This window comes from Mycobacteroides chelonae, from assembly GCF_016767715.1.
GTDB lineage: Bacteria > Actinomycetota > Actinomycetes > Mycobacteriales > Mycobacteriaceae > Mycobacterium > Mycobacterium gwanakae.
This window is the reverse complement of the sequence record NZ_CP050145.1, coordinates 4,072,836-4,093,558: the sequence shown is the minus strand read 5'-3', so window position 1 is coordinate 4,093,558 and position 20,723 is coordinate 4,072,836. Positions and strand designations below refer to the sequence as shown.

The window sequence follows — 20,723 nt, the reverse complement described above, 5'->3', positions numbered from 1 at the left end:
TTCATGACCCGCACCATCGTTCATTTGATGCGCCATGGAGAAGTACACAATCCCGAGGGCATTCTGTACGGCCGACTGCCAAATTTCCGGTTGTCGGACAAGGGGCAGGCGCAGGCGGTCAAGGTGGCAGAGTCGCTGCGGGGCAATGAGATTGCCGCGGTAGTGGCCTCACCGCTGTTGCGCGCCCAGCAGACTGCCACGCCCATCGCCGAGGCTCATGGCCTCACCATTATCTCTGACGATGACCTGATCGAGGCCGACAACTCTTTCGAGGGCATGAAGGTGTCGGTGGGTGACGGGGCCTTGCGCGACCCCCGGAACTGGTGGAAGCTGCGTGACCCGTTCACCCCGTCCTGGGGAGAGTCGTACCACGACATCGCATCCCGGATGACGTCGGCGATCGACCGGGCGCGCGGTCGTGCCGAGGGCTCCGAGGTGGTGTGCGTGAGTCATCAGCTGCCGGTGTGGACGGCGCGCCAGTACCTGCTGGGCAAGCGACTGTGGCACGACCCACGCAAACGCCAGTGCAACGTCGCCTCACTCACCTCGCTGGTATTCGACGGGGACGAGTTCGTCGACGTCGTGTACTCGGAACCGGCAGGGTAGCCAGTGCGACGTGTGGTCGCGGCGATGGCCGCGCTGGCTCTGCTCATCACCGGGTGCTCTACCGGTGATGACGCGGTGGCGCGCGGCGGGCAGTTCCAGTTCGTCTCACCCGGCGGCAAGACCGACATCTTCTACGATCCGCCCGAGGCCCGTCAGACCCCCGGTCTGATCGAGGGGCCCAACCTGCTGGACCCCACAAAAACACTGTCGCTCAACGATTTCACCGAGAAGGTCGTCGTCATCAACGTATGGGGGCAATGGTGCGGGCCCTGCCGCTCGGAGTTCTCGGCGCTGGAAGATGTCTACAAGGCCACCCACGCTCAAGGCGTCGAATTTCTCGGCATCAACGTCCGGGACAACGAGATCACCAAGGCGCAGGACTTTGTGGCCGACCGCAAGGTGCCGTACCCATCCATCTATGACCCGTCGATGCGCACGCTCATCGCGTTCGGCAGGAAATTCCCGACGGGGGCCATTCCCGCGACCCTGGTGCTGGACCGGCAGCATCGGGTGGCGGCGGTATTCCTGCGCGAGTTGTTGACCCAGGATCTGCAACCAGTGGTTGAGCGCGTCGCGCAAGAATCGACGAAAGAGCCTGCGGGAGTAAAGAAGTGATCCTCGCCGATGCCGGCTCCGCGTTCCAGGACGCCGCGACCAGCGGGCCGCTGCTGCTGGCCCTGGGTGCCTGTGCGCTGGCCGGGCTGGTGTCGTTCGCCTCGCCGTGTGTGATCCCACTCGTGCCCGGCTATCTGTCCTACCTCGCCGCCGTGGTGGGGGCCGATGGCCGCGATGATGACGGCGCCGGTGCCCGCGCGGCGCGGTTACGGGTCACCGGATCGGCCTTGCTGTTCGTCGCCGGGTTCACCGCGGTGTTCCTGTTGGGCACCGTGGCTGTGATGGGCATGACGACCACACTGATCACCAATCAGGTGCTGCTGCAACGCATCGGCGGAGTGATCACCATCGCGATGGGGCTGGTGTTCATCGGGCTGGTGCCGGCCCTGCAGCGCGATTTCCGGTTTACGCCACGCCGCGTTTCGACGGTGGCCGGAGCGCCGCTGCTCGGCGCGGTGTTCGCGCTCGGGTGGACGCCTTGTCTGGGGCCGACCCTCACCGGTGTGGTCGCGGTGGCATCGGCCACCGAGGGGGCCGACGTGGCTCGCGGGATCACGCTGGTGATCGCCTACTGCCTTGGGCTGGGAATCCCGTTCCTGCTGCTGGCCTTCGGTTCGGCGCGCGCGGTGCGGGGTATGGACTGGTTGCGACGGCACGGCCGGACCATCCAGGTCATCGGTGGTATCGCGCTATTGGCGGTGGGGGTCGCGCTGGTTACCGGCGTGTGGGCCGATTTTGTTGCCTGGGTTCGCGATTCATTCGTTTCGGACGCGAGGTTACCCATCTAGTGATGATCGCCAAGCGTCTCCTTGCTTACTCGCGCAACACCTGGCGCGGCCTGACGTCCATGGGCACCGCACTGGCGCTGCTGGTGCTGCTCGCGCTCGGCGCGATACCGGGCGCGATGCTGCCGCAGCGCGCGCTCAACCAGGCCAAGGTCGACGAGTACTTGGCCGAACATTCCACCATCGGTCCCTGGCTGGACCGGGTGCAGGCCTTCGACGTGTTCTCCAGCTTCTGGTTCACGGCGATCTACGTTCTGCTCTTCGTCTCGCTAGTGGGGTGCATCATTCCCCGGACCGTCGAGCATGCCAGGGCCCTTCGTGCGCAGCCGGTTCCGGTGCCCCGGAATCTGGCACGGTTGCCCAAACACCAGGAAAAGGTGGTGCGTGGCGATCAGGCCGATATCGCGTCGACCATCGAGGGGCAGCTGAAGGGCTGGCGCAGAACCACCCGCGAAAAGGACGAGATCACTGAGATTTCCGCGGAGAAGGGCTATCTGCGAGAGTTCGGGAACCTGGTCTTCCACCTTTCCCTCGTTGGTCTGTTGGTCGCGTTCGCGGTGGGCAAGCTCTTCGGGTACGAGGGCAATGTGATCGTCATCGCCAACAATGGCCCGGGATTCTGCTCGTCGTCGCCCGCCGCCTTCGACTCGTTCCGGGCCGGCAACACCGTCGATGGCACCAACCTGGACCCGATCTGCGTCAAGGTCCAGGATTTCAAGGCCACCTATCTTGCCTCGGGACAGGCGCATTCGTTCGAATCGAACATTGAGTACCAGGCGGGCGACGACCTCCAGAACAACATTTGGAGACCGGAGCGGCTGGCCATGAACCATCCGCTGCGTGTCAACGGCAACCGCGTGTATCTGCTCGGCTATGGATATGCCCCCACCTTCACGGTGACCTTCCCGGACGGGCGTCAGCGCAGCGAGACCATTCAGTGGCGACCGGACGACCCGACCACCCTGCTGTCTTCAGGGGCCGTGCGTATCGATCCTCCGGCCGGCAGTTATCCGGATCCCAATGTGCGTCGTAAGAATCAGATCGCCATCCAGGGTCTGTTCGCGCCCACCGAACAACTGCACGGCACTCTGCTCTCGTCGAGCTTCCCGGAGATGCGCAAGCCCGCGGTCGCCATCAACATCTACCGCGGAGACACCGGGCTGGACTCGGGTCGTGCCCAGTCGATCTTCGAGCTCGACCCCCGCATGATCGAGCAGAAGCGGCTCAATCAGGTGGCGCGCGCCAACCTGCTGCCCGGACAGTCGGTCAAGCTCAATGACGGCACCATCGTCAGGTTCGACAGCGCCGTCAACTTCGTCAATCTGCAGGTGTCACGCGACCCCGCCCAACTGTGGGTGCTCGTCTTCGCGCTGACCATGATGGCGGGCCTGGTGGTGTCGCTCGTCATCAAGCGCCGTCGAGTCTGGGCGCGGCTGACCCCGGGCGCGGCCGCAGGTACCGTAAACGTCGAGCTGGGAGGGCTGGCACGCACCGACAGCTCCGGCTGGGGCGATGAGTTCGAGCGGTTATGCGACCGATGCCTTGAGAATCTGCCCGTCGTAAGGGCCGGGAACGGCCACAAAGATGAGGATGCCGAATGAATTCGACCAATATCGATGTGAATCTGGCCAGGTTCTCCGACTACGCCTTCACCTCGGCGATTGTGGTGATGGTCGGTGCGCTGGTGCTCTTGGCCATCGAGCTGGCCTACCGGCAGAGCAACAAGACCGCCCAGCGAGAGCTCGTCAGCTCCGGTGGTGAGGTGGTGTCCGCCGGCGAGAATCAGCCGGGGCTGGTGGTGCCGCAAGGTAAGCGCCCCCTCGGCGAGCGGGTAGGTGGCGCCGGGTTGGCGCTTGTGTACCTGGGCATCGGACTGCTGTTGGCGTGCATCGTGCTGCGCGGTGTGGCCACCACCCGGGTGCCCTGGGGCAACATGTACGAGTTCATCAATCTGACGTGTGCCTGTGGTCTGGTCACTGCGGCCGTGGTGCTGCGCCCGCGCGCCAACAGCGCCGAGGGACGCCGGGCGCTCTGGGTCTTCGTGCTCATTCCCGTGTTGATCCTGCTGACGGTCTCCGGCCGGTACCTCTACACCTATGCGGCCCCGGTGATGCCGGCCCTGCAGTCCTACTGGTTGCCCATCCACGTGTCGGTGGTGAGTCTCGGGTCGGGCGTGTTCCTGGTGGCCGGAGTGGCCAGCATCCTGTTCCTGGTCAAGATGTACTTCCCGGACAACACCGTGGTGCAGCGCCTGCCCGATGCCCAGTCATTGGACCGGTTGGCGTACCGGACCACCATTTTCGGTTTCCCCATCTTCGGGTTCGGCGTGATCTTCGGTGCCATCTGGGCCGAGGAGGCATGGGGGCGGTTCTGGGCTTGGGATCCTAAGGAGACCGTTTCCTTTGTTGCCTGGGTTATCTATGCCGCCTACCTGCACGCACGATCCACTGCCGGGTGGCGGGACAAGAAGGCGGCGTGGATCAATGTGGCGGGATTCGTGGCCATGGTGTTCAACCTGTTCTTCGTCAATCTGGTGACGGTCGGTCTTCACTCGTACGCTGGGGTGAGCTAGGCGGGAGGTCTGGGGGAACTGTTCCGCCAGATCGGTTCATCACACCTGCGATAGGGTGCGATGCTGAGTCCTTCTGAACAGTCGTTCCGGGCTCTCCGTGTCCGAACTGCACATCCAACCAATGCATTGGGGGATCGATGTCTGACTATCCCGCGCACCGCGCGCCGGATGGACCGTCGCCGTACGCCGACGAGGCGCAGGGTGGACCAACGGCCCCTCCGTGGGCAGCACAGGAGCCAGCGCAGCCGGTGATGTATGGCCAGAGCGCGCCGCAGCAGCCCCACGAGATGACCCAACAGTTCCAAGCGATCCCGTTCCAGGACCCATTCGCGCCACAGCAGGACATCGCGGGCCTGGGTGGGCACGATCCCTCGGTGCCGTCGCTCAATACGCTCGGCGGCTCGTTCGCGCCGCTCGATTTCACGCCTTCCGGTGGGCAGGAGAGCACCGATCCCACCGCGATCGGTGCGGCCGGGTCATCCGGCAGCCAGGGCGGTCCGGGAGGTTTTAGGGCCGACAACCGATTCAGCGACTCGGCCGAGCGGCCCGCACAGTTGACGCCCTTCACGGCGGATCGCTGGGGCAACGACACCCCCGCCTCGGGCATTCCCCAACAGGCCCAGCAGCCTCCCGTCGGTGCCTCCCGGTACTACACGCCGGTCGGCGGTCAGCAAACCGGTATCGGATCCCAGATTCGACCCGAGCTGCCGCCCTCCTCGCGTGACCTGTCTACGTCGGCGTTGTTGCGCCCGCACAAGCCGGCACCGTCAGCGGGTTGGCGCAAGACCGTCTACCGTGCGTCGTTCGGGACGATCAACCTCGGCGAGGGCACCAAGAAGACGGAGGAAAACGACCTCGTCGCGCAGGTGAATCAGCCGTTGCAGGGTTGCTACAAGATCGCTCTGCTGAGCCTCAAGGGAGGCGTCGGCAAGACCACCGTCACCGCAACCCTCGGTGCGACGTTCGCGTCCATCCGCGGCGACCGGGTCATCGCGGTCGACGCCAACCCGGACCGCGGAACGCTGAGCCAGAAGGTTCCGCTGGAGACGCCGGCAACGGTCCGTCACCTGCTGCGCGACGCCAACTCGATTCAGCGTTATAGCGATGTCCGCAGCTACACCTCACAGGGGCCGAGCCGTCTGGAGGTGCTGGCTTCGGAAAGCGATCCGGCGGTGTCCGAGGCGTTCAGCGCCGAGGACTACTCGCGCACACTGGAGATTCTGGAGCGCTTCTACAGCGTGGTGCTCACGGACTGCGGTACCGGACTCATGCACTCGGCGATGTCGTCGGTGCTGGAGCAGGCCGACACCCTCGTGGTGATCAGCTCCGGTTCGGTGGACGGTGCGCGCAGTGCTTCCGCCACCCTCGACTGGCTCGATGCGCACGGGCATCGCGAGCTGGTGCGCCGCTCGGTTGCGGTCATCAACGCGGTGCGTCCGCGTTCGGGCAAGGTTGACATGCAAAAGGTCGTCGATCACTTTTCGCGCCGGTGCCGTGCGGTGCGTTTGGTGCCGTTCGATCCGCACCTCGAAGAGGGCGCCGAGATCAGCCTGGACCGGCTCCGGCCCGCGACGCGTCGCTCGCTCATCGAGCTGGCCGCCGTCGTGGCGCAGGGGTTCACCGGTACACAGCGTCAGCAGCAGCAGACGTTCCAGGGCTAGCCGTGGGTTGTGCGGCTGCTGGCCGCACAACCTTCAGTGTTCGGACGGATCGTCTCTACTGATGCGCCACAGGAATTCGGGGTCGTCGTCGGGGCCGGTCACGCGGGTCTGCGGACGGGTCGGGACCGACTGACTGATCCGCCATCCGGCGTAGACCAGCGCGCCGAGCACGACCGCGATGAGCACGTAGTACACAAGAGCCTCCTGAACAACTAACTGCAAATATACGCGCGGCCAAGGCTGCTGTTCGGCGCAGCGATAGGGTGGTGACGTGGCTGAACGGTCGCCGGGGAGCCGGCTCGCTATCGACATCGCGTTGTACACGCTGGCGCGGTTGGGTCTCGCGGTCGTCCTGACGCTCGTCATCTTCTGGGTGGCCCGGCTCATCGGGTACGAGGACTTTCCCTTGGCGATCGCGATTCTGTTCGCCTTGATCATCGCGCTGCCCTTGGGCATGGCGGTGTTCGCACCGTTGCGTCGCCGGGTGACCGCCAGCATCGCCGTCGTCGACGAGCGGCGCCGTGCGGAGCGTGCGGATCTGCAGGCGCGGTTGCGCGGCGAAAAGCCACAAGACTCCTAACCCGCTTCCCGCCGGCACGCCGCCTGGTGGCGGGTTCGTATCCCATGTTTTCGCCATAAGTGGGCGTGCCGACGCGCGCCCTCAGCTGTCAACGTTGATTGACAACTCATGGCTGTCAATCTATGTTGACAGTCATGAGCGATGGCCCGACGGCCGATCTGGACGACGCCGTGAGCAGTACCGATCCGGCCGTGGGGTTGCGGGCCGTGCAGGCGCTGCGCCGGCTGTGTGAACGATTGGAAGCGATCCACGTGGCCAACGCCCGCGGCCAGGGCTGGAGCTGGCAGGCCATCGCCGAAGCGCTCGAAGTCAGCCGTCAGGCAGTGCATCAGAAATACAACCGCGCGAGGAAGTGAGCAGCCATGTTCGAGAAGTTCCAGAAGTCGGCCAAGGTCGCTGTGGTGCTGTCGCAGGAAGAAGCCCGCGAGATGGACGAATCGCGGATCGGGGCCGAGCACGTTCTGGTTGGTGTCCTGGATAGTGCGAGCGGATCACTCGCGGAGCTGCTGGCCGGATACGGGCTGACCGCCGACACTGTGCGCGACCGGCTCCGTACCGGAACCCACGAGCCGCCGCTGGACGATGAGGACGCGCAGGCGCTCAAGGCCATTGGCATTGATCTGTCCCAGGTGCGGGACAGCGTGTCGAAAGTCTTTGGGCCACAGGCCTTTGACAAAGCCTTCGAAAAATCGGGGCGCCGTCAGGGCAGGATGCGCGGCTGGCGCCCGTTCGGGATGATCCCCTTCAATTCCTCGGCTAAGAAGTGCCTGGAACTGGCACTGCGTGAGGCCATCGCGCACAAGGACAATTGGATCGGGTGCGAGCACATGGTGTTGGGCATCCTGCGTGGCGGCGATCCGGTGGCGCTGGCCGTGATCACCGAGCGGGTGCCCGCCGAGGAACTGCGCCAGGCCGTGGTTGGTTTGCTCGATCGGGCCGCCTAGCGGCTTCGGCCGTCGGCTGGTGTGACGGCCTGAGGGCGCTCGACTCGCCTTCTATCACTCGGGCGCCACATGGTCAATGGCTCGTTGGCCGCGGTCCGCGCCGGATTCTGCGGATGGCAGCGAGCTTCCCGCGCCGCCGTCTTTTTGCTGCGGCTTTTGCCCAGGTAGTGGACGGTTGTAACCACATCGTGGCTCGCATACCCCCTCCGGGGTAAGGGTTTATCTATTTCTTAACTTCAGATTGAGCAAAAGTGAACGACAGGTGTACTGTTGGTGACATACAAGCGGCGCCTAGCGTTTTCGTTGTCAGTGGTTTCCCGGGGCCGCACCTGAATATGCGGACTTAACGGAGTCACTATGTATGCATTCACGAAGGCAAGAAACGTTCTTTGTTGTACGGCGCTGTTAGCTGTTCCCCTCTTTGGACTAGGGATGCAAGGCGTCGATGTTCTGCGAGAGCCGGCGGTTGGGCGGACATTGGCCGGCCCCATTGAGCCGCCGATACCCGGACCGGGCGTCGGAGATGGTTCGCGTCAGTCGTTCACCAATCAGCAGCCCGGCAGGGACGGCAATAGCGGCTGGGGAACGCTTCCTCAGGGCCAGGGGCACGCCTGCCAGAACAGCTGGATATTTTGCGACGCCACCGGTAACCCGAATCGGTCAGATCTTCCTCCGGGCTACAACCAGGGGGGCGGATGGGTGAGCGCACCGGACCACACCGGTGTTACGTGCCAAAACACGGGTGTCGTCTGTAAGAACTTCTCCTGAGCCCGTCGCGGCCCCGCGGGATTTAGCTCAACCAGGCCAGGGCTGAGGCGGTGAGAATCGCCCAGCCGAGCATGGCCAGTCCGGTATCGCGCAGCGTCGGGATCAACGCTGGCCCTTGCGCTTTGGTGACAACCGGGCGGGCAGCCTTGACCATCAACGGCAACATCACCAGCCCGAGCAGGCGCCACGGGTGCCCGAAGCCCAGTTCGAGACTGATCAGAACCGGAACCGTCAACAGCGCCGGAAACAGGATTCGGGTCCGCGCGTCGCCCAACCGCACGGCCAGTGTGATTTTGCCGGACTCTCGATCGGTGGGGATATCACGCAGATTGTTGGCGACCAGCACCGCGCTGGAGAAGCTGCCGATTGCCACCGCCAGCGCCAGGCCGACGGGACTGACCGTCAAGGTCTGCACATATTCAGTGCCCAGCACGGCCACCAGGCCGAAGAATATGAAGACGGCGATTTCACCAAAACCGCTGTATCCGTAGGGTTTCGACCCGCCGGTATAGAACCAGGCACCGGCGACGCATACCGCGCCGACCGCCACTAGCCACCAGGCGGTGGTGATGGCCAGTGTCAACCCCGCGGCCGCGCCCAGGGCCAGGAATGCGATGGCGACGGCCTTGACCGCCGCGGGTGATGCCAGACGGGAGCCGACCAGCCGCAGCGGTCCCACTCGGTCGTCATCGGTCCCGCGGATCCCGTCCGAATAGTCGTTGGCGAAGTTGACGCCGATGATCATGCTCACCGATACGGCCAGTGCTAGAAGTGCTTTCCACCAGACGGGGCTGCCGGCCGCGGCTGCGGCACCTGTGCCGGCGATCACCGGGGCGAGGGCGTTGGGCCAGGTGCGGGGGCGGGAACCTTCGATCCATTGCGCGATGCTGGCCATGTGGCCGATCCTGCCATGACCACGTCCGAACATTCGCTACGGGAAGATCAAGCCAGGCGTTTTCGATAGTGCCGAGGTAAAACGTGCCTGGACATCGGGCCAATTCACCACGTTCCAGAACGCCTTGACGTAGTCGGCCTTCACGTTCTTGTACTGCAGGTAGTACGCGTGCTCAAAGACGTCCACGCCGAGGAGCGGCACGATCCCGAACGGCACGTTGGACTGCTGGTCGTACATCTGGAAAGTCAGCAGTTTCTTGCCGAGGGTGTCGTACCCGAGCCATGCCCAGCCCGAGCCCTGAACACCGTTGGCTGCCGCGGAAAACTGCCCGCGGAATTTGTCGAAGCTCCCGAACTGCTCGTCGAGCGCGGCAGCCAGGTCGCCCTGGGGTTTGTCACCGCCATGGGGGGAGAGGTTCTTCCACCAGATCGAGTGGTTCACGTGGCCGCCCAGATTGAACGCGAGGTTCTTTTCCAGCAGCACGATCGTTGCGTTGTCACCCTTCGCCCGAGCTTCGGCGAGCTGCTCCACGGCGTCGTTGGCGCCTTTGACGTATGCGGCATGATGCTTGTCGTGGTGCAGCTGGTTGATCTCGCCGGAAATATGTGGCTCCAGGGCTGAGTAATCCCAGTCGAGATTCGGTAATTCGTACACGCCGGTCGTCTCCTTCGTGGGGTCCGCTTCTTCACCGGACCGATCGGCACATGACGCGAGTGCGAGGGCTCCGGCGGACGCCGCGGTAGCAATCAGGAAGTGTCTTCGATGTAGTTGAGGCCCAATCGAATTCATCTCTCTACCGTAACCCCGGCCCGGCGCGCGTCAAGGCCGGAGCACCGGCGGCATTGTCTCTGGGTGACTATGAATTTCCGTCAGCAATTTATGCACCTGCCGTGCGATAGCTCAGAGCGGGAGTGTCCGCTCCGCTATTCAGTTGCGGCAACTATGTGTGTATTGCTTCATGGAATTGAGAAAATTGCGGCCGAAATTTGTTGGGAACTATTGCAGGCATTCGGGCGACTAATTATCTGTACGGTGCGGCCGTACACCCCAACTGGTCGTAAGTCGAAGCGTTGAACGACAATACCGGCATGCTCGCGGTGATCGGTGGTAGCGGTTTCTACTCGTTCTTCGACAAACCGGTGCGGACCGTCACCCCGACGACGCCGTACGGTCAGCCCAGTGCACCCATCACGATAGGGCTGGTGGGGGAGCGCGAGGTGGCGTTTCTGCCACGGCATGGAAGTCGCCATGAGTTCTCGCCGCACACCGTGCCTTATCGCGCCAACATGTGGGCGCTCCGTGCGCTGGGTGTGCGCCGGGTCTTCGCGCCGTGCGCCGTGGGCAGCCTCACCGCTGATCTGGGCCCCGGAACCATCGTGGTACCCGATCAGCTGGTGGATCGCACCAGCGGGCGCGAGCAGACATTCTTCGACAGTGGCGGTATCCACGTGGAATTCGCCGACCCGTACTGCCCCGGGTTACGGGCCGTATCGCTGCAACCTGAGACCGTCGACGGTGGCACGATGGTGGTGGTGCAGGGTCCGCGGTTTTCGACGCGGGCCGAAAGCCGGTGGTACGCATCGCAGGGTTTCACTCTGGTCAACATGACCGGATACCCCGAGGCGGTACTGGCCCGCGAGCTTGAAATCTGCTACGCCGCAATCGCCTTGGTCACCGACCTGGATGCCGGAATCGAACACGGCCAGGGCGTCCGGGCGGTTGACGTGTTCGCCGAGTTCGAGCGGAATATCGGCGGATTCAAGGAGCTGGTGCGCACCGCTGTGACCGCGACCGAATCCGTCGACACCTGCGGACACTGCCGCGCACATGACGGCGTCACACTGCCTATCGAGCTTCCTTAGGGGGCGTATCGCGTCTGTCCGTGCGGATTCTTGGTAAAGGACAGCACCTTCGACGGCACCACCTTATATACGGCGGCGAACTGATCGCCCTCGCCGAATCCGCCCTCGCTCGGCGTGAATCTCCATTCCTCGCCATACTTTTGGATGTAGGCGTCCGCCAGGATGTGCAGGGCTGAGGGCTCGAGGACGCGTTCGGCTGTTCCTTCGACGACGACGTCGTGCCCGTCATTCCAGGTATTGACGCCGGTCGCGACGGCCACCGCGGCGTTCGCGTCGAGGTTGCGCGCCTTCTGCTCGGTAGGGCCGGTGCAGAACACGAATGATTCGTCCTGCCACAGGCCCACCAGCGGAGTCATGTGTGGGCTGCCGTCGGCGCGCACGGTGGTGATCCAGTACAGCTCGGCGGCGGCAAGCAGCGTCGATACGTCGCTCCATGCGGGTGCAGCCGCGCCGGGCTCGCTGAACCGCTGATCGAAATGGGAGGTAAGGGTCATGGTGATATAGACCCGGCCCGTCACCGAGATTAATCGCGGGTACCGTAACGCCATGCGTGATTCGGTCACCGTGCATATCGCGGCTCCTGCCGACAAGATTTGGGAACTGGTCAGCGATATCACCAACACCGGGAAGTTCAGTCCGGAGACGTTCGAGGCCGAATGGCTCGACGGCGCCAGCAGTCCCGCGGTGGGTGTGCGGTTCCGTGGTCATGTGAAGCGCAATCAGAAGGGGCCCGTCTACTGGACGGTGTGCCGGATCGTCGAATGCGACCGCGAACGTTCTTTCGCCTTTGCAGTGCTCTTGCCGAACGGCAAGACGGTCAATACCTGGCGATATCGCTTTGAGCCCGCGGGCGACGGCACCGACGTCACCGAATCCTTCGAGCTGACACCGTCACTGCCGGTTCGGATCTACTGGGCGCTGCTTGGCTGGGCGCGCGGACGCACCAACCGTAACGGCATGCGTGAGACCCTCAACCGGATCAAAGCGGTCGCCGAGTCTGGCTGATCAGCGGGCGTCCAGCGCCGACAGCCCTCGCCCCTCGGACCACACCGGACTCTCGATGAAGTGGTTGTCATAGCTTTCCTGCGCGGCCTGCAGCTCGCCGATATCGGCCTGGCCGTGCACGATTCGGTCCAGTAGCCGGAAGTAGTCGAAGCGCTGGACCCCGGGGGAGAGCACCGTGAAGAGGTTGGCATCGCTGTCCGGTGTGGCGCCGAACGCGTGCGGCATCAGCTGGGGAACCAACAGTGTGTCGCCCTTTTCCAGAATCTCGATACGATCACCCGCCAGGATTTCCAGCCGCCCCGACACCAGATAGAACAGTTCGGTGGATCGGGTGTGGAAGTGCGGGGCCGCGCCATTCGCGCCCTCGGGCAGGTAGATGCTCAGGACGCTGACCGCTCCGCCTGTCGCGTCGGAGTCCATCACCAATCCGGTCTCGTTCCCGGCCGCGGTGCTGACGATCTCGCGGTCGCCGTCCCGAACCAGCGGCGCGGAACCCGGCGCAAACTGTTCACGTGTCATGGGACCAACGCTATGAACTCAAGTGAGCTTGAGGTCAAGAGAAGCGTTTGACGAGGGCGCGGCGGTCGAGTTTCCCGATTCCGTGCCGCGGTAGTTCGTCGAGGAGATGCAGTTCACGTGGGGCGGCGGTGTCATCGAGTGTCGCGGTGACATGAGCCCGCAGATCCTCCAGCGTCGGGGTGCCCGCTGGGGACGGCACTACCGCGACGGCGACGCGCTGGCCAAGCCGGTCGTCGGGCACACCGAACACGGCGCATTCGGCGACCAGCGGGTGGGTGGCCAGGGCGGCCTCCACCACCTGCGGAACCACGGTGAGGCCGCCGGTGCCGATGGCCTCGTCCAGTCGACCCAGCACCCGCAGCCGGCCATCGTGCAGCTCGCCGAAATCATCGGTGTGGAACCATCCGGGCTCCGCAAATGCCTTGTGGTTCAGAATATTTCGGTAGCCCGATGCCACGGTGGCACCGCCGAGGCTGATCTGGCCCTCCGCTCCGATGCGCACCTGGACTCCGCTGAGTGCCACGCCGTCGTACACGCATCCCCCGCAGGTTTCGCTCATGCCGTAGGTCCGGATCACCGGGACGCGTGCCTGCGCCGCCCTGATGGCGACGGGCGCCGGTAGCGGACCACCGCCCAACAGGACCGCGTCAAAGGATGCGAGCACCTCGGACGCGACGGGGTCTTCCAAGGCCTTGACCAGCTGTATTGCCACCAGGGAGATGTATCGACGAGTTCCGGTCATCTCGGCGGCGGCGCGCACGAAGTCGGGTAGCGAAAAGCCCGTCGAGACGTCGAGGACCACCGGCTCGGTTCCGGCCTGAATGCTGCGCAGCAGCACCTGCATTCCGGCGATGTGATGGGGTGGCAGCGCCAGCAGCCATTGGCCGGTCCCGCCCAGGCGGGCGTGTGTTGCGGCCCCACTGGCGGTCAGCGCATCCCCGGTGAGCATGGCGCCCTTGGGTTTTCCGGTGGTGCCGGAGGTTGACACCACCACCGCGACATCCTCGGCGATCGGTTCGTCGGCGGCGAGTTCGGAGGCGAGGAAATGTGCCTGATCGGCGTCATCGGCGGGTACGGGCAGCACTGCGTCGCCGCGACCGTCCAGCAGTTCTGCCAGGCGCGGGAGCAGGCCGAGCATGGTTTGCCCGCTGGGTACGGGCAGGGCGCGCAGTAGCCGGGTCACGCCGGGTGGTCGGTGGCCTGACCGGAGCCCGGTTCGTCACGATGGTCCGCGGGCTCGCGCGGATCATCTAGAGGCCAGCCCTTTTTCGCCAGTCGCTCGCGGACGCGCTCGATGTCGTCGCTGGTCGGCAGCTCATCGGTGACCTGGGTGATGAGTACGGCGATATCGATGTTGTCGAAGTCGCCGCGGGCCATCAGTTCGCGGGCCACGGTCTTGACCTCGTCATTGCTCAACCTGCGGCCGAGCAGTGCCAACAGCGGGACATAGTCGGGCGGCGGGACACCTTCGGGGTATCCCGCCCGAAGCCAGGTGACGATCTTGCTCAGAAATGCGTTCACGGCCTCAAACTCCTGTACGGACGGGCGGCCGTCCTCTTCGTATCGACTTGGTACGGATCGTAGTGCTGTTGGTTGGTGTTGTCGCCAGGCAAAACTAGCCGCAATCAGCCAGGAGGCCCGCGCGCAGTTCGAACAGTCAGCACCCGGAAGGTTAACGGAATGTGAACTCCTTGCGGGAAATATCAAACTGGCCGGTCAGCGCACAAACTTGGTCGTCCATCAGCTGGTCAAAGTCAAGGCCTTTACCCCAGAATTAGCGCCATGGACGCAACCATGATCATTCTGGTGCTGTTGATCGCAACGGCACTGGCCTTCGACTTCACCAACGGGTTTCATGACACCGGTAACGCCATGGCGACGTCCATCGCAACGGGTGCGCTCAAGCCCAAGACCGCGGTTCTGCTTGCTGGCGTCCTGAACCTTGTCGGCGCCTTCCTCTCTGTCGAGGTCGCCGTCACGGTGACCACCTCGGTTATCAAGGTGCAAGACAGCAAGACAGGTCATCTGCTGCCCAACATCACCCCGTCCATGGGCCTGACGATCATCTTCGCGGGCCTCATCGGCGGCATCCTGTGGAACCTGCTGACCTGGCTCTTCGGTATTCCGTCCAGCTCGTCGCACGCACTCTTCGGCGGCCTTATCGGTGCCGCCCTCGCCGCCATCGGCCTCTCGGGCGTGAAGTGGGACGGCATCCTGCAGAAGGTCATCATCCCTGCGTTCGCCGCCCCCCTCATCGCGGGTCTGGTCGCGGCCGCCGGCACCTGGCTGGTCTACCGCATCACCCGCAACGTGGTGAAGAAGCGTCGTGAAGAGGGCTTCCGCTGGGGCCAGATCGCCACCGCCTCCCTGGTTGCGCTCTCGCACGGAACCAACGACGCACAGAAGACCATGGGTGTCATCGCGCTGGCGCTCATCACCACCGGCCACCTGAGCGGAAACGTCAAGGAGACCGGCCTGCCGTTCTGGATCATCGCCAGCTGCGCCATCGCGATCGGCCTCGGGACCTACCTCGGTGGATGGCGTGTCATCCGGACCCTGGGCAAGGGTCTCGTCGAGATCGAATCGCCTCAGGGTCTGGCTGCCGAAGCGTCCTCGGCCGCGATCATCCTGAGCTCCAGCGCCGCCGGTATGGCCCTGTCCACCACACACGTGGCCACCGGTTCCATCCTGGGTAGTGGTGTCGGCAAGCCCGGTGCCGAGGTGCGCTGGGCCGTAGCCGGCCGCATGGTGCTGGCCTGGCTGGTCACCTTGCCCGCCGCCGGTATCGTCGGCGCGCTGTCCTACTGGCTCTCCAAGGGCGTCGGCGATCTCACCACGCCGATGGTCGGCGACCTGATCATCTTCGCCCTGCTGGTCGGGCTCTCCGGTTACATGTGGTGGCGTGCCCAGCAGGAGAAGGTCGACTCGAGCAACGTCAACGCCGATTGGGACGACTCCACCAACTCGGTGGTGCCCGCCGATGTCCGCGAGGCCAAGACCGAAGCGTCCGGCGAGAGCAAGGATGCCTCGAAGAAGGACTCCGCCAACGACACGGCCTCGGTCTAACCCAACCCCAGCGAAAAGAAGGAATCCTCCATGAACTACTTGGAAGCCATCGGCAAGGTGCTCGTTGTTGGGTTGGTCCTCGGTGCGGGTCTGCCCGCGTTGTTCGCGGCAGGCCTGGTCGCCTACTCCTCGGGTGCCGGCGGCGCCAATGACGACGGCACGGTCACCGCACCCAACCCGGCCGTGAAGTTCCTGGGGCTGGCGCTCTTCACTTTGGTGGGAGCGGTTGTCGTGCTCGCGCTGTTGTGGATCACCCGGACGACGATCATCCACCACACGGGCATCGACTTCTTTCCGTTCGTCAAGAAGTAGCGAGACCAACCAAAGACACCCGGCGGAAGCTACCGCCGGGTGTCTTTGCGTAATGGGTGGTCCGGTGGGATCTGCACGAAGATCAGCGTGACACCGTCAGGTGCCGCCACATGCATTTCATGCAAACCCCACGGCTCTTGCTGTGCGGCACGGCTTATCGAGGCACCGCGGCTCTCCAGCTCGGTCTGCGTCGCATACACGTCGCGTACCTGGAGCCAGAGGGCACCCGGAAATGCGGTGAGGGGGCCGTCGGCGCGGCCGTGCCCGGCGATCTCGATGAGGGACTGTCCGGCGAAAAACACCATGCCGGCTCCGTAGTCGCGTGCGATGGCGAGCCCCAGGGTGTCCCGGTAGAACGCCAGCGTCGCGTCATAGTCCTTAGGCCGCAACAAAATTCGGCTGGACAATATCTCCATACCCGTGTGTATCACGGGCGCCGGGATATTAAAGGGTTTCGCGCCCCGACATTGCCACCTTTGTCACCAGGCTGGGCGCCACTGCGTTGGTGGCGGCCGACATCACCGAGATTCGCGGGGCGATACGCACCGGCCGGGTACGGGCCGCCAGCACCATCCACTCCGCGGCCTCAGCGGAGGTCAGTGCCGCTGCGTTGGTGTATGCCTCGGTCGGCGCGATCATCGGGGTACGCACCAAGGGGAAGTAGAGCGTGCTGGTGTGCACGTTGTACTTGCCGTATTCGGCATCCACGATGCGGCTCACCGTCGAGAGTGCGGCCTTGGAGGCGTTGTACACCGCGAACTGCGGCACCACGTCCGTGAGCACTCCCCAGGTCGCGACGTTGATGATGTGGCCGCTGCGACGTTCGACCATGCCGGGTGCGAACCCGCGGATCAGCCGCAGGGGCGAGAAGTAGTTGAGCTGCATGGTCCGCTCGGCGTCATGCCAGCGGTCCAGAGACTCGTAGGTTTTACGCCGGATGGAGCGACCGGCGTTGTTGACCAGGATGTCGACGCCGCCGTGGCGCTCGTTCACGGTCTGCACCAGCTTGTCGATGGCGTCCAGGTCGGACAGGTCGCATGCGATGGCATCCGCGGTGCCGCCGGCGGCGGTGATGCGCGCGGCGACCTCGTTCAGCAGGTCTTCGCGTCGCGCCACCACGATGACCTTCGCGCCGAGCTTGCCGAATTGGTATGCGGCCTCCTCGCCGATACCAGAGGACGCTCCGGTGATGAGGACGCGCTTGTCCTTGACCGAGACACCGTAGTTTGCGTCGAACTTCGCCCGAATGAGCGATGGGCTGGGGAAAGGCTGCATCAGGGCGCGCGCAAAGGCGATGTTCAGTCGCTTGCTCACCGAGTTCTTACTCACGAGTAAGAACTGTATGCCCCTCGCGATGAGTGCGAAATGCCGGGCCTGGGTGACTTAGGTCTCGAAGGTATGCCTTACCGGCGGTGTCCTACGCTGGCCTCACTCATCCCCTATGACGACAAGGACGTGGCTATGGGATCGCTGGCAGGTAAGACCATCATCATGTCGGGAGGCAGCCGCGGCATTGGGCTGGCGATCGCACTCCGGGCCGCGCGTGACGGTGCGAATGTCGCGATCATGGCGAAGACGGCCGAGCCGCATCCGAAGCTTCCCGGCACCATCTACACCGCCGCCGAAGAGATCGAGGCCGCCGGTGGTCAGGCGCTCGCGATTCTCGGCGATGTCCGTGACGACGAGGTGGTCGCCTCGGCAGTGGCCCAGACGGTCGAGCGGTTCGGCGGGATCGACATTGTGGTCAACAATGCCAGCGCCTTGAATCTGGCTCCCTCGGAATCGATTTCGATGAAGGCCTATGACCTGATGCAGGACATCAACGCGCGGGGCGCCTTCTCACTGTCCAAGTCGGCGATCGGCGCTCTCAAGGAGGCGGACAACCCACACATCCTGACCCTGTCACCGCCGATCACGCTGGAACCCAAGTGGTTCGATCAGACCACTACCGCGTACACCATCTCGAAGTTCTCCATGAGCTTGGTGGCCATCGGGCTGGCTCATGAACTGCGTGAGTACGGCATCGCGTCGAACTCGCTGTGGCCGCGCACCACGATCGACACCGCCGCAATCCGCAACATCCTCGGCGCAGAACTGGTGGCCCGCTGCCGCTCGGCCGAGATCATGGCCGACGCCGCGTACGAGATCCTGATCAAGCCCAGCCGTGAGGTAACCGGAAACAGCTTCATTGACGACGAGGTGCTCACCGAGGCAGGTGTCACCGACTTCTCGAAGTACCGCCAATGCGCCGAAGAGGACCTCGAACTCGACTTCTGGATGGAGCGCGCGGCGCGGTAACCGCCCGCACAATCGAGTAGTCGGTTACTCGCGCTTCTCCGCGACGCTGCGGCGACGATTGCCCCACTCAGTTCGCATAGAGGGGTGTTCGCGATGTGTAAGACCGAGCCTCGACGATGGACGGATCTGTTCCAGCCGCGCATCATGCTGCCCGTCGCTGTCGCGATCGCCGCGGTCGCCGCTGGGCCATTTGTCCACAGCCCTCTGCTGCTGGGTGTGCTCGGGTTTGTGGGGTTACTGGCGTTGACGCTGGCGCTGTTCCCTGCGATCAAACAGGTGGAATTCGGTCTGCCGTCCGGGTTACGGATAACTGCCGACCTCACCCGGCGGGAAGAAGAGCTGGCGCGGACATTTGAGATCCAGAAGCCGATCTTCGAAGAGTGCGCGAGCCTGCTGTGTGATGACCCAGACGTCGGCAAGCGATTGATGGAAACCGCCATCGCTCAGGCCACCCTGAAGTGGCGAGGGCCGGTGCATCAGTCGATCCAGATCTTCACGTTGTGCTGGTTTGTGCATGCGCTGATGGCGCATTCGCGGCTCACGCTGACCGGGCGGCCCGCCGCCGGGCCAAACCCGTTGTCCCAGTTGACGCAGGTTCAGCGGGTGGCCGCGGTGCTCAGCGCCTTCGCCGACGTCGGCATCGATGATCTCTCGGACATGCTCGGGTTGACGCCGTCGCAGGTGCAAGCAGAACTCCGGGTTGCCGACGGCGTTCTCGCACCGATTGCCTATGCCCGGGGGTTGGACCGATGAGTGATCCGGCCGTTCGCGGGCTGTTGCGCTCCGTCGCGCGTGATCGGCGAGCGGTACATGTCGACGTTCCCCGATCGGTGGCGACCGGAATCGGACAGCTGCGAGGCCAGATCTTGACGTGGTATCTGGTGGCCGGGGCGGTGGCCATCGTGATCGGCACTGGCGCGGTGGGTACCCGTGTCGCGCTCGCCCAGTCGGCGGGCGGGGGGAGTGATGTGCCTACGCCGGTAGTCAATTCGGTCTCCACCACACCAACGGCGGCACCGGTGACTGTCACCGCGACGGAAACCGGTACCTCGACCAGGACGGTGACGGAGACGGTGACCTCCCACTCGACGGCAACCGTAACGTCGACGTCGACCACGACCGTGACGGAGACATTGACCACCACCGAGACAACCACGGAAATCGTGCCGACCACGATCACCAGTACGACGACCGTCACCGTCCCCACGACGGTCACATCCACGACGACTGTCACGGTCGCCGCGCCGTCGTCGGGCGGTCGCTGCAGGCCCAATCCGTGCTGAGCGGGCGCTTGGGTCTTAGTAGTGCCAGGGGTAGGGCGACCAGTCCGGCTTGCGCTTCTCCAGGAATGAGTCACGGCCCTCGACGGCCTCATCGGTCATGTAGGCCAATCGTGTTGCCTCACCGGCGAACAGCTGCTGCCCGACCAGCCCGTCATCGGTGAGGTTGAAGGCGTACTTGAGCATTCGTTGTGCCTGGGGCGACTTCTCGTTGATGGCGGCGGTCCACTCCAGCGCGACCGTCTCCAGGTGTTCGTGGTCAACGACCTCGTTGACGGCGCCCATGTGATGCATCTGTTCGGCCGTGTAGGGGCGGCCCAGGAAGAAGATCTCACGGGCGAATTTCTGCCCGACCATCTTGGCCAGGTAGGCGCTGCCGTAGCCACCGTCGAAGCTGCCCACATCGGCGTCGGTCTGCTTGAAGCGCGCGTGTTCGCGGCTGGCCAAGGTCAGGTCGCACACCACGTGCAGGCTGTGTCCACCACCGGCGGCCCACCCATTCACCAAGGCGATCACCACCTTTGGCATAAAGCGGATGAGGCGCTGCACCTCCAGAATATGCAGGCGGCCCGCCCGGCCCGGGTCCACAGTCTCGGCGGTCTCGCCTCCGGCGTACTGGTAGCCGGTGCGGCCCCGGATGCGCTGATCGCCGCCGGAGCAGAATGCCCAGCCGCCGTCCTTGGGGCTGGGGCCGTTCCCGGTGAGAAGCACCGCCCCGACATCGGAGGTCATCCGGGCGTGGTCCAGGGTTCGGTAGAGCTCATCGACGGTGTGCGGCCGGAAGGCATTGCGCACCTCGGGCCGGTCGAACGCGATCCGGACGGTCCCTTGGCTGACGTGCCGGTGATAGGTGATGTCGGTCAGATCCTCGAATCCCGCCACCGGCTGCCAGCGAGTCGGGTCAAAGGGACTGGCGGTCTGCCCGTCGTCTTGGGTCATGGCTCCGACTCTAGAG

Annotated in this window: 26 protein-coding genes and 1 pseudogene; 17 read left to right on the top strand and 10 right to left on the bottom strand. The window is 64.4% G+C overall.

Annotation, left to right across the window (positions count from 1 at the left end; genetic code table 11):
• Positions 1–3 precede the first annotated feature (3 nt).
• The 6 genes from HBA99_RS20270 to HBA99_RS20245 all read left to right on the top strand — a co-directional run bounded on the left by HBA99_RS20270 (position 4) and on the right by HBA99_RS20245 (position 6,239).
• On the top strand, positions 4–606 hold the full coding sequence (locus HBA99_RS20270; RefSeq protein WP_070952039.1) for a histidine phosphatase family protein: 603 nt from the start codon (positions 4–6) through the stop codon (positions 604–606).
• Between the two features lie 3 nt (positions 607–609).
• Positions 610–1,221 carry a TlpA disulfide reductase family protein gene (locus HBA99_RS20265; protein ID WP_070952040.1) on the top strand — a complete coding sequence of 204 codons (612 nt, stop codon included), beginning with the start codon at positions 610–612 and terminating at the stop codon, positions 1,219–1,221.
• Entirely contained in the window at positions 1,218–2,009 is a 792-nt protein-coding gene (locus HBA99_RS20260; protein ID WP_070952041.1) for a cytochrome c biogenesis CcdA family protein, read from the top strand. The genes HBA99_RS20265 and HBA99_RS20260 overlap by 4 nt, the downstream gene beginning before the upstream one ends.
• 2 nt (positions 2,010–2,011) lie before the next feature.
• Positions 2,012–3,607 carry a cytochrome c biogenesis protein ResB gene (gene resB / locus HBA99_RS20255; protein ID WP_070952042.1) on the top strand — a complete coding sequence of 532 codons (1,596 nt, stop codon included), beginning with the start codon at positions 2,012–2,014 and terminating at the stop codon, positions 3,605–3,607.
• Positions 3,604–4,578, top strand: a complete 975-nt coding sequence (gene ccsB / locus HBA99_RS20250; RefSeq protein WP_070952043.1) for a c-type cytochrome biogenesis protein CcsB — start codon at positions 3,604–3,606, stop codon at positions 4,576–4,578. Before resB ends, ccsB begins: the two co-directional genes overlap by 4 nt.
• Positions 4,579–4,829: 251 nt before the next feature.
• Positions 4,830–6,239: a MinD/ParA family ATP-binding protein gene (locus HBA99_RS20245; protein WP_070952439.1), complete on the top strand. Its 1,410-nt coding sequence runs from the start codon at positions 4,830–4,832 to the stop codon at positions 6,237–6,239.
• Positions 6,240–6,272: 33 nt separating this feature from the next.
• On the opposite strand, the gene HBA99_RS20240 is transcribed toward HBA99_RS20245, so the two are convergent.
• On the bottom strand, positions 6,273–6,434 hold the full coding sequence (locus HBA99_RS20240; RefSeq protein WP_099051365.1) for a hypothetical protein: 162 nt from the start codon (positions 6,432–6,434) through the stop codon (positions 6,273–6,275).
• A 76-nt stretch (positions 6,435–6,510) separates the two neighbouring features.
• Here HBA99_RS20240 and HBA99_RS20235 point away from each other — a divergent pair, with 76 nt between their 5' ends.
• The 3 genes from HBA99_RS20235 to HBA99_RS20225 all read left to right on the top strand — a co-directional run bounded on the left by HBA99_RS20235 (position 6,511) and on the right by HBA99_RS20225 (position 7,763).
• Positions 6,511–6,819: a DUF4229 domain-containing protein gene (locus HBA99_RS20235; RefSeq protein ID WP_070952044.1), complete on the top strand. Its 309-nt coding sequence runs from the start codon at positions 6,511–6,513 to the stop codon at positions 6,817–6,819.
• Positions 6,820–6,953: 134 nt separating this feature from the next.
• Positions 6,954–7,175, top strand: coding sequence for a sigma-70 RNA polymerase sigma factor region 4 domain-containing protein (locus tag HBA99_RS20230; protein WP_070952045.1), 222 nt, complete (start codon positions 6,954–6,956; stop codon positions 7,173–7,175).
• Positions 7,176–7,181: 6 nt separating this feature from the next.
• The gene (locus HBA99_RS20225) at positions 7,182–7,763 is read left to right on the top strand and encodes a Clp protease N-terminal domain-containing protein (protein WP_070952046.1); all 582 of its coding nucleotides are present in this window, start codon (positions 7,182–7,184) and stop codon (positions 7,761–7,763) included.
• Between the two features lie 790 nt (positions 7,764–8,553).
• On the opposite strand, the gene HBA99_RS20220 is transcribed toward HBA99_RS20225, so the two are convergent.
• Together HBA99_RS20220 and HBA99_RS20215 are read right to left on the bottom strand one after the other, a co-directional pair.
• A complete protein-coding gene (locus HBA99_RS20220) occupies positions 8,554–9,426 on the bottom strand; it encodes a 1,4-dihydroxy-2-naphthoate polyprenyltransferase (RefSeq protein ID WP_070952440.1) in 873 nt (290 codons plus the stop codon).
• A 36-nt stretch (positions 9,427–9,462) separates the two neighbouring features.
• Complete coding sequence (locus HBA99_RS20215; protein ID WP_070952441.1) at positions 9,463–10,080, bottom strand: superoxide dismutase; 618 nt, start codon at positions 10,078–10,080, stop codon at positions 9,463–9,465.
• A gap of 434 nt (positions 10,081–10,514) precedes the next feature.
• Between HBA99_RS20215 and HBA99_RS20210 the strand changes: the two genes are divergently transcribed.
• Entirely contained in the window at positions 10,515–11,288 is a 774-nt protein-coding gene (locus tag HBA99_RS20210; protein WP_070952047.1) for an S-methyl-5'-thioadenosine phosphorylase, read from the top strand.
• Here HBA99_RS20210 and HBA99_RS20205 read toward each other — a convergent pair.
• A complete protein-coding gene (locus HBA99_RS20205) occupies positions 11,285–11,782 on the bottom strand; it encodes a pyridoxamine 5'-phosphate oxidase family protein (protein ID WP_070952442.1) in 498 nt (165 codons plus the stop codon). The two genes, HBA99_RS20210 and HBA99_RS20205, sit on opposite strands and share 4 nt — an antisense overlap.
• A 52-nt stretch (positions 11,783–11,834) precedes the next feature.
• On the opposite strand from HBA99_RS20205, the gene HBA99_RS20200 reads away from it, so the two are divergent.
• Entirely contained in the window at positions 11,835–12,293 is a 459-nt protein-coding gene (locus HBA99_RS20200) for an SRPBCC family protein (protein ID WP_070952048.1), read from the top strand.
• Here HBA99_RS20200 and HBA99_RS20195 read toward each other — a convergent pair whose 3' ends face one another.
• Genes HBA99_RS20195 through HBA99_RS20185 form a run of 3 tightly spaced genes read right to left on the bottom strand, consistent with a single transcriptional unit; the run spans position 12,294 to position 14,333 of the window.
• Complete coding sequence (locus HBA99_RS20195) at positions 12,294–12,812, bottom strand: cupin domain-containing protein (protein ID WP_070952049.1); 519 nt, start codon at positions 12,810–12,812, stop codon at positions 12,294–12,296.
• A gap of 34 nt (positions 12,813–12,846) precedes the next feature.
• Entirely contained in the window at positions 12,847–13,995 is a 1,149-nt protein-coding gene (gene menE, locus HBA99_RS20190; RefSeq protein WP_081347682.1) for an o-succinylbenzoate--CoA ligase, read from the bottom strand.
• Entirely contained in the window at positions 13,992–14,333 is a 342-nt protein-coding gene (locus tag HBA99_RS20185) for a DUF3349 domain-containing protein (protein WP_030096546.1), read from the bottom strand. The genes menE and HBA99_RS20185 overlap by 4 nt, the downstream gene beginning before the upstream one ends.
• A gap of 62 nt (positions 14,334–14,395) precedes the next feature.
• Between HBA99_RS20185 and HBA99_RS24885 the strand changes: the two are divergent.
• The 3 genes and pseudogenes from HBA99_RS24885 to HBA99_RS20175 all read left to right on the top strand — a co-directional run bounded on the left by HBA99_RS24885 (position 14,396) and on the right by HBA99_RS20175 (position 16,190).
• Positions 14,396–14,610: pseudogene (locus tag HBA99_RS24885) on the top strand (hypothetical protein).
• Entirely contained in the window at positions 14,595–15,878 is a 1,284-nt protein-coding gene (locus HBA99_RS20180; protein ID WP_030096547.1) for an inorganic phosphate transporter, read from the top strand. The pseudogene HBA99_RS24885 and the gene HBA99_RS20180 overlap by 16 nt, the downstream one beginning before the upstream one ends.
• A 30-nt stretch (positions 15,879–15,908) precedes the next feature.
• On the top strand, positions 15,909–16,190 hold the full coding sequence (locus tag HBA99_RS20175) for a hypothetical protein (protein WP_030096548.1): 282 nt from the start codon (positions 15,909–15,911) through the stop codon (positions 16,188–16,190).
• A 29-nt stretch (positions 16,191–16,219) separates the two neighbouring features.
• Here the strand turns inward: HBA99_RS20175 and HBA99_RS20170 are convergent, their stop codons facing one another.
• Both HBA99_RS20170 and HBA99_RS20165 read right to left on the bottom strand, forming a co-directional pair.
• Positions 16,220–16,606 carry a VOC family protein gene (locus HBA99_RS20170; RefSeq protein WP_046254760.1) on the bottom strand — a complete coding sequence of 129 codons (387 nt, stop codon included), beginning with the start codon at positions 16,604–16,606 and terminating at the stop codon, positions 16,220–16,222.
• 28 nt (positions 16,607–16,634) lie between these two features.
• Complete coding sequence (locus HBA99_RS20165; protein ID WP_057967863.1) at positions 16,635–17,519, bottom strand: SDR family oxidoreductase; 885 nt, start codon at positions 17,517–17,519, stop codon at positions 16,635–16,637.
• 132 nt (positions 17,520–17,651) lie between these two features.
• Between HBA99_RS20165 and HBA99_RS20160 the strand changes: the two genes are divergently transcribed.
• The 3 genes from HBA99_RS20160 (at position 17,652) to HBA99_RS20150 (ending at position 19,771) form a co-directional block, all read left to right on the top strand.
• On the top strand, positions 17,652–18,488 hold the full coding sequence (locus HBA99_RS20160; protein ID WP_057967864.1) for an SDR family oxidoreductase: 837 nt from the start codon (positions 17,652–17,654) through the stop codon (positions 18,486–18,488).
• 93 nt (positions 18,489–18,581) lie between these two features.
• Positions 18,582–19,241: a hypothetical protein gene (locus HBA99_RS20155; RefSeq protein ID WP_131727354.1), complete on the top strand. Its 660-nt coding sequence runs from the start codon at positions 18,582–18,584 to the stop codon at positions 19,239–19,241.
• On the top strand, positions 19,238–19,771 hold the full coding sequence (locus tag HBA99_RS20150; protein WP_057967866.1) for a hypothetical protein: 534 nt from the start codon (positions 19,238–19,240) through the stop codon (positions 19,769–19,771). The genes HBA99_RS20155 and HBA99_RS20150 overlap by 4 nt, the downstream gene beginning before the upstream one ends.
• A 15-nt stretch (positions 19,772–19,786) precedes the next feature.
• On the opposite strand, the gene HBA99_RS20145 is transcribed toward HBA99_RS20150, so the two are convergent.
• Positions 19,787–20,707 (bottom strand): 1,4-dihydroxy-2-naphthoyl-CoA synthase, encoded by a 921-nt coding sequence (locus HBA99_RS20145; protein ID WP_057967867.1) that lies wholly within the window; start codon positions 20,705–20,707, stop codon positions 19,787–19,789.
• Between the last annotated feature and the right edge of the window lie 16 nt (positions 20,708–20,723).